This is a genomic window from Lentzea sp. NPDC060358 (assembly GCF_042725365.1).
Taxonomy (GTDB): Bacteria; Actinomycetota; Actinomycetes; order Mycobacteriales; family Pseudonocardiaceae; genus Lentzea.
On the sequence record NZ_JBHXCW010000354.1, the window covers coordinates 1 to 6,120 of the forward strand.

General features: G+C 68.2%; 5 protein-coding genes. 1 reads left to right on the forward strand and 4 read right to left on the reverse strand.

What is annotated here, in order from left to right; genetic code table 11:
* Positions 1 to 30 precede the first annotated feature (30 nt).
* The 4 genes from ACFWGZ_RS38760 to ACFWGZ_RS38775 all read right to left on the reverse strand — a co-directional run bounded on the left by ACFWGZ_RS38760 (position 31) and on the right by ACFWGZ_RS38775 (position 4,883).
* Entirely contained in the window at positions 31 to 1,158 is a 1,128-nt protein-coding gene (locus ACFWGZ_RS38760) for a WXG100 family type VII secretion target (protein WP_382456577.1), read from the reverse strand.
* A 4-nt stretch (positions 1,159 to 1,162) separates the two neighbouring features.
* Positions 1,163 to 1,477 carry an ESX-1 secretion-associated protein gene (locus ACFWGZ_RS38765; RefSeq protein ID WP_382456578.1) on the reverse strand — a complete coding sequence of 105 codons (315 nt, stop codon included), beginning with the start codon at positions 1,475 to 1,477 and terminating at the stop codon, positions 1,163 to 1,165.
* A complete protein-coding gene (locus ACFWGZ_RS38770; RefSeq protein ID WP_382456579.1) occupies positions 1,474 to 2,151 on the reverse strand; it encodes a YbaB/EbfC family nucleoid-associated protein in 678 nt (225 codons plus the stop codon). The genes ACFWGZ_RS38765 and ACFWGZ_RS38770 overlap by 4 nt, the downstream gene beginning before the upstream one ends.
* A gap of 173 nt (positions 2,152 to 2,324) precedes the next feature.
* Positions 2,325 to 4,883 carry an ATP-dependent Clp protease ATP-binding subunit gene (locus tag ACFWGZ_RS38775; protein ID WP_382456580.1) on the reverse strand — a complete coding sequence of 853 codons (2,559 nt, stop codon included), beginning with the start codon at positions 4,881 to 4,883 and terminating at the stop codon, positions 2,325 to 2,327.
* A gap of 319 nt (positions 4,884 to 5,202) precedes the next feature.
* Here ACFWGZ_RS38775 and ACFWGZ_RS38780 point away from each other — a divergent pair, with 319 nt between their 5' ends.
* On the forward strand, positions 5,203 to 6,000 hold the full coding sequence (locus ACFWGZ_RS38780; RefSeq protein ID WP_382456581.1) for a (2Fe-2S)-binding protein: 798 nt from the start codon (positions 5,203 to 5,205) through the stop codon (positions 5,998 to 6,000).
* Positions 6,001 to 6,120 lie beyond the last annotated feature (120 nt).

Consider the following 6,120-nt stretch of genomic DNA (forward strand, 5'->3'; position numbering starts at 1 on the left):
GTCTTCGGCGACCGCCCGCGGCGTCCCCGGTCAGATGTCCAGGTAGCCCTCGATGCGCTGCTTCGAGTGGTCGGTCCCCGTCTCGCCGTACTCGGTGCCCTTCTGCGTGATCGACGTGTTCCGCAGACCCTTCTCGTGGTACGGGTTGGCCTGGGCCAGCGCCTCGTTGCCCACGGCGTCGGCCATCGACCGCCCGAAGCCGTTCTTCATCCGCTCGCCGACCACGCCGTCATGGCTGTTGAGCCGGGTGAGCGGGTTGGAGGTGAACTTCTCCCACTTGGTCTTGCCGCGCAGCGCGTCGGTGGCCTCCTGGCTGCGGACCTTCTTGTCGGCCATGGCCCTCTTGAAGCCGGCGCCGAGGTTCTTCGCCCGCGAGGCCAGGCTGCGCAGGAAGTCCATGATCTTGGTCAGCAGGCCGCGCAGCTTCGCGACGATGCGCGACACTCGGCTCGCCGTCGAGGCGACCCGGACACCGGTGGCGGCACCCGCGGCGGCGGTCGAGGCGCCGGCGCTCGGGATGGCCGCGGCCAGCGCCGGGATCCAGATCATGATCAGCCACGTGATCAGCTCGGCCAGAATCGCCTTGATGACGTCCTCGATGACCTGCATGACCATCGACGACATCATCAACAGCTCGGCCAGCTCGCCCGCCTGACCCGCCACGCCGTCGATGCCGCTCGCGAACTCGCCGAGCTTCGACGCGGCGGCTTCGGACGCCTCACCACCCCACGTCGTCACGGTGCTCTGCAGGTCCTCGGTGAACCTCGTGCTGAGGTCGGCGATGCCCTGGGCGATCGCGCCGAAGTTCTCCCCCGCCTGCTGCAACGCCGGACCGTCGCCGCTGACGAAGTGGATCGCGTCCTCGAGCGGCTGCACCACGCTGATCAGGAAGTTGAGGCCCTGGCCGACCAGGAAGCCGATCGGGTCGAGCATCATGCCCTGCCCGAACTCCACGACCGAGCTGACCAGCGCGCTGCCCTCGGCGCTCAGACCGGCGACGCCACCGGTCTCGCCCGCGTCGCCCGCGGCTTCCTTCGCCTTGACGAAGTTGCCCCAGATCGGGGTGTTCTCCTCCGCCTTCTCGCCGAGCGTCTTCTCGCCGACGGTGATCTTGACCTGCTGGTCACCGCTGCCGGCGGTGTAGTCCTCTTCCGCCACGGCCCTACCCCCTGTCGACCTGGAGACCGTCGAGGATCTTCTGCAACGCCGCTTCCTGCTCGGCGTAGCCCTTCGCGGTGTCGCGGAACTTCTCGACACCGGAGTCGAGCCCCTCGGTCATCGCGGTGAGCGTCTCCTTCAGGTCGCCGAGCATCTCCGTGTACTGCTGCTTCACGAAGATCCCGACGACGCCCCACGACTTGTCGCCGACGTCCGACCTGTCGACGAGTCCCGCCACCTCGCCCGCGAACCCGCGGTGCCCCTGGAGCTTGTCGGCGTACTCATTCAGCTCGTTCGGGTCGACGGTGAACCCGCTCATCGGCCGTCCTCGTCGTCGTAGAGGTTCAGGAACTTGCCGTCCTGCTTGGGCGGTGCGGCGGGCGGCTGCTGCGGCGCCCTGTCGTTCCAGGAGTTGCCGCGCATGATGTTCTGGTCGGAGAAGTCGTCCACCGGCTCGGGCGCGGGCCTGCGGGAGGGTGCGGGCGGACGCGCCGAAGGCCCGTTCTGCGGCACGGGCGGCATCGGGGCGCGCGGCGGGATCGGCGCGGACGGCGGCTGCGCGGTGGGCGGCTGCGGCGCGGCTTCCTCGGCCCGGACGGAGCGGAGCTCCTCCTTCGACATGCCGAAGAGCTGGGCCTGGGTTTCCAGCACCTGCTCGGACAGCTTCATGTCGGTGCCGACGGCACCCTCGACGATGCCCGCCTGCCGGCGAGCGGCCTCCGCGACCGCGTTGCGCAGGGTGGTCATCAGCTCGGCGGCCAGCGCGTGCGGCGGTCTGCGCATCGCGAGGTCGGTGAGCCGGATGTCCTTGATGGTGCCGGACGGCCCGGCGACCACCGTCACGGCGCGGTCGGCCGACGTGGCCACCGCCTCCATCTCTGCCAGCTGCTGCTGCATCTCGCCGACCCCGGCGAACTGCTGGTCAACACGTTGCATCTGAGCCTGGAACCGCTCGAACTGAGCGACCAGCTGCTCGAACGCCGCCGACGGCACACGAACCTCCTCGAAGAGCCCCCAAAGCCCGCCCAAGATCAAGCGGGCGGAGTCATGGTGGCAGGTCAAACCTCTGGTTCGTGCCGAAACGGGCGAACAGCGTCCACTCGCCGGACAGACGACGACGGCCCCCGGACCAGTGGTCCGGGGGCCGTTGTCAGGTACCTGCTAGATCACTCCGAGTCGGTCGCCGGAGCGTCCTTCTCGACGCCCGCGGGGGCCGCCAGCTCGACGGGCGGGGCGTCCGGCACGCGGGTCGGCTTGGTCTCGCCGCGGAACACGAACTTCGCCTTGTCGTGCTGCTCGGACTCGCCGTCCCAGCCCTCGACGTCGGTGATGATGATCTGGCCCGGCTGGATCTCGCCGAACAGGATCTTCTCCGACAGGGTGTCCTCGATCTCGCGCTGGATCGTGCGGCGCAGCGGGCGAGCGCCCAGCACCGGGTCGAACCCGCGCTTCGCGAGCAGGGCCTTGGCCCTGTCGGTCAGCTCGAGGGCCATGTCCTTGTTCTTCAACTGCGTCTCGACGCGGGCGATCATCAGGTCCACCATCCTGATGATCTCGTCCTGGGTCAGCTGGTGGAAGACGATGATGTCGTCGATGCGGTTGAGGAACTCGGGGCGGAAGTGCTTCTTCAGCTCGTCGTTGACCTTGTTCTTCATGCGCTCGTAGTTGGACGCGTCGCCCTGACCCGAGGTGAAGCCGAGGCCGACGGCCTTGCTGATGTCCGACGTGCCCAGGTTGGACGTGAAGATGATGACGGTGTTCTTGAAGTCCACCGTCCGGCCCTGACCGTCGGTCAGGCGGCCGTCCTCCAGCACCTGGAGCAGCGTGTTGTAGACCTCGTTGTGCGCCTTCTCGATCTCGTCGAAGAGCACGACGGAGAACGGCTTGCGGCGCACCTTCTCGGTGAGCTGGCCGCCCTCTTCGTAGCCGACGTACCCGGGAGGGGCACCGAAGAGCCGCGACGCGGTGTACCGGTCGTGGAACTCGCCCATGTCGATCTGGATGAGCGCGTCGTCCTCGCCGAACAGGAAGTTCGCGAGCGCCTTCGAGAGCTCGGTCTTACCGACACCGGACGGGCCGGCGAAGATGAACGAGCCGGAGGGGCGCTTCGGGTCCTTCAGTCCGGCGCGGGTGCGGCGGATCGCCTGCGACACGGCCTTGACCGCCTCGGTCTGGCCGATGATCCGCTTGTGCAGCTCGTCCTCCATGCGGAGCAGACGCGTGGTCTCCTCCTCGGTGAGCTTAAACACCGGGATGCCGGTCCAGTTGGCGAGGACCTCGGCGATCTGCTCGTCGTCGACCTCCGCGACGACGTCCAGGTCACCGTCCTTCCACTGCTTCTCCCGCTCGGCCTTCTGGCCCAGGAGCTGCTTCTCCGCGTCCCGCAGCTTGGCGGCGCGCTCGAAGTCCTGCGCGTCGATCGCGGACTCCTTGTCGCGACGCACGTCGGCGATCTTCTCGTCGAACTCGCGCAGGTCCGGCGGCGCGGTCATCCGGCGGATGCGCATCCGCGCACCGGCCTCGTCGATGAGGTCGATCGCCTTGTCCGGCAGGAACCGGTCGTTGATGTACCGGTCGGCCAGCGTGGCGGCGGCGACCAGCGCGGAGTCGGTGATCGAGACGCGGTGGTGCGCCTCGTACCGGTCGCGCAGGCCCTTGAGGATCTCGATGGTGTGCTCGAGCGACGGCTCGCCCACCTGGATCGGCTGGAAGCGGCGCTCCAGCGCGGGGTCCTTCTCGACGTGCTTGCGGTACTCGTCGAGCGTGGTGGCGCCGATCGTCTGCAGCTCACCGCGGGCCAGCATCGGCTTGAGGATGGAGGCCGCGTCGATCGCGCCCTCGGCTGCACCCGCACCGACGAGCGTGTGGATCTCGTCGATGAACAGGATGATGTCGCCGCGCGTGCGGATCTCCTTGAGGACCTTCTTCAGGCGCTCCTCGAAGTCACCGCGGTAGCGCGAGCCCGCGACCAGCGAGCCGAGGTCGAGCGTGTAGAGCTGCTTGTCCTTGAGCGTCTCGGGCACCTCGCCCTTGACGACCATCTGCGCCAGTCCCTCGACGACGGCGGTCTTGCCGACGCCGGGCTCGCCGATGAGGACCGGGTTGTTCTTGGTGCGGCGGGACAGCACCTGCATGACCCGCTCGATCTCCTTGGTGCGCCCGATGACCGGGTCGAGCTTGCCCTCCCGCGCCGAGGCGGTGAGGTTGCGCCCGAACTGGTCCAGCACCAGGGACGAGGACGGCGTGCCCTCGCCGCGACCGGTCGACTCCGACGCGCCCTTCTCCGTCGAGTAGCCGGACAGCAGCTGCAGCACCTGCTGCCGCACCCTGTTCAGGTCGGCGCCGAGCTTCACGAGGACCTGGGCGGCGACGCCCTCGCCCTCGCGGATCAGGCCGAGCAGGATGTGCTCGGTGCCGATGTAGTTGTGGCCGAGCTGAAGCGCCTCACGCAGTGAGAGCTCCAGGACCTTCTTCGCACGGGGGGTGAAGGGGATGTGTCCGCTCGGAGCCTGCTGGCCCTGGCCGATGATCTCCTCGACCTGCTGGCGGACGCCCTCCAGCGCAATCCCCAACGACTCGAGCGCCTTGGCGGCGACACCTTCACCCTCGTGGATCAGACCCAGGAGGATGTGCTCGGTGCCGATGTAGTTGTGGTTGAGCATCCGTGCCTCTTCTTGGGCAAGGACAACCACCCGCCTCGCGCGGTCGGTGAACCTTTCGAACATTCGCACTCCCTGACTGCTGCGTCGGCGGTCCTCGGCTCCACCGATCTACCCTGGTGAGCGCGGCACCGTGGCTCCACTGTAGTGGGCGGTACCGAGGCCTGTGGTTCCCATCAGCGGCCAGCCGCGTCCGGAAAACCCTGACATCCGCATCAACGCAGGTCGGGAGCAACGGATTCCACAGATCGGGCGATGTCCGCTGAGCGCGAACAACTCGCGGTCGAGCGACACTCCTGTGACCGGGACCACCTGAACGAGCGCAAGACGAAGATCTCCGGGTAAGGTTAGGCAAACCTCATACCCATGAGATTGGACTAGCGCGTTGACCGTACCGGCGAGGGTCTCACAGCAGAACCCGCATGCGCTCACGCCGCTGGCGGAGTCCATCGCGAGACTCGACGCCGGCTCGGACGTCCGCTTCGGCATGCAGTCGCAGGACTGGACGATCTGCTCGGACCTCCTCGCCGAACCGTCCCGCTTCGACCTGTGGCGCAAGGACCTGGCCGGTTGGATGGTCGAGCAGTACGGCGAGGCCGACGGCAGGGCGACCGCCGGCTACGTCATGGGCTGGTACCTGCACCAGCCGGGCTACCTGGCAGGCCTGCTGTTCCACACGGCCCGCCGGGTCCCGTCGCTCAAGCCCCAGGACATGTCCTTCCACCTGGCGACGGACGGCCGCCCCCACCCGGACGGCATCGCCCTGTTCTCGGACGAGTTCGCCTGCCTCCCGGACGACCCGGCCTCGAACCACCCGGCCGCCACCGTCGTACCGGACGAGGCAGCACTGGCAGCAGTCCTCCGAGCCCGCTACGCAGCCCACGCGGCCCAGTTCGTCGCCTCGTTCGGCCAGGTCGTCCGCTTCGGCCGCCGCCAACTCTGGGCAGCGGCGACGGACATGCTCGAATACGGCCCCTGGGCAGCGGGCAGGGTCTGCGGCGACGAGAACGGCGGCGTGACGGACGCGGCGCTGATCCTCCCCGAGAAGCTCACCCCGTTCGTCTCGGCCTCGAGCCTCCACTTCACCCCCGAGGGCTGGAAGCGCAAGCGCAACAGCTGCTGCTTCCACTACGTGCTCCCGAACGCGGAGCCCTGCACGGCTTGCCCGAGGACGAACAACTAGCGAAGCCGAAGGCGAGCAGCGAAGCCGAAGGCGAGCTTGCTTTTGCTTTTGAGCGAAGCTCTCAGCGGTGGGTGCCCCGTCACGAGTCGCACCTCAGCTCTTGCTGCACGCGAGGAGGGG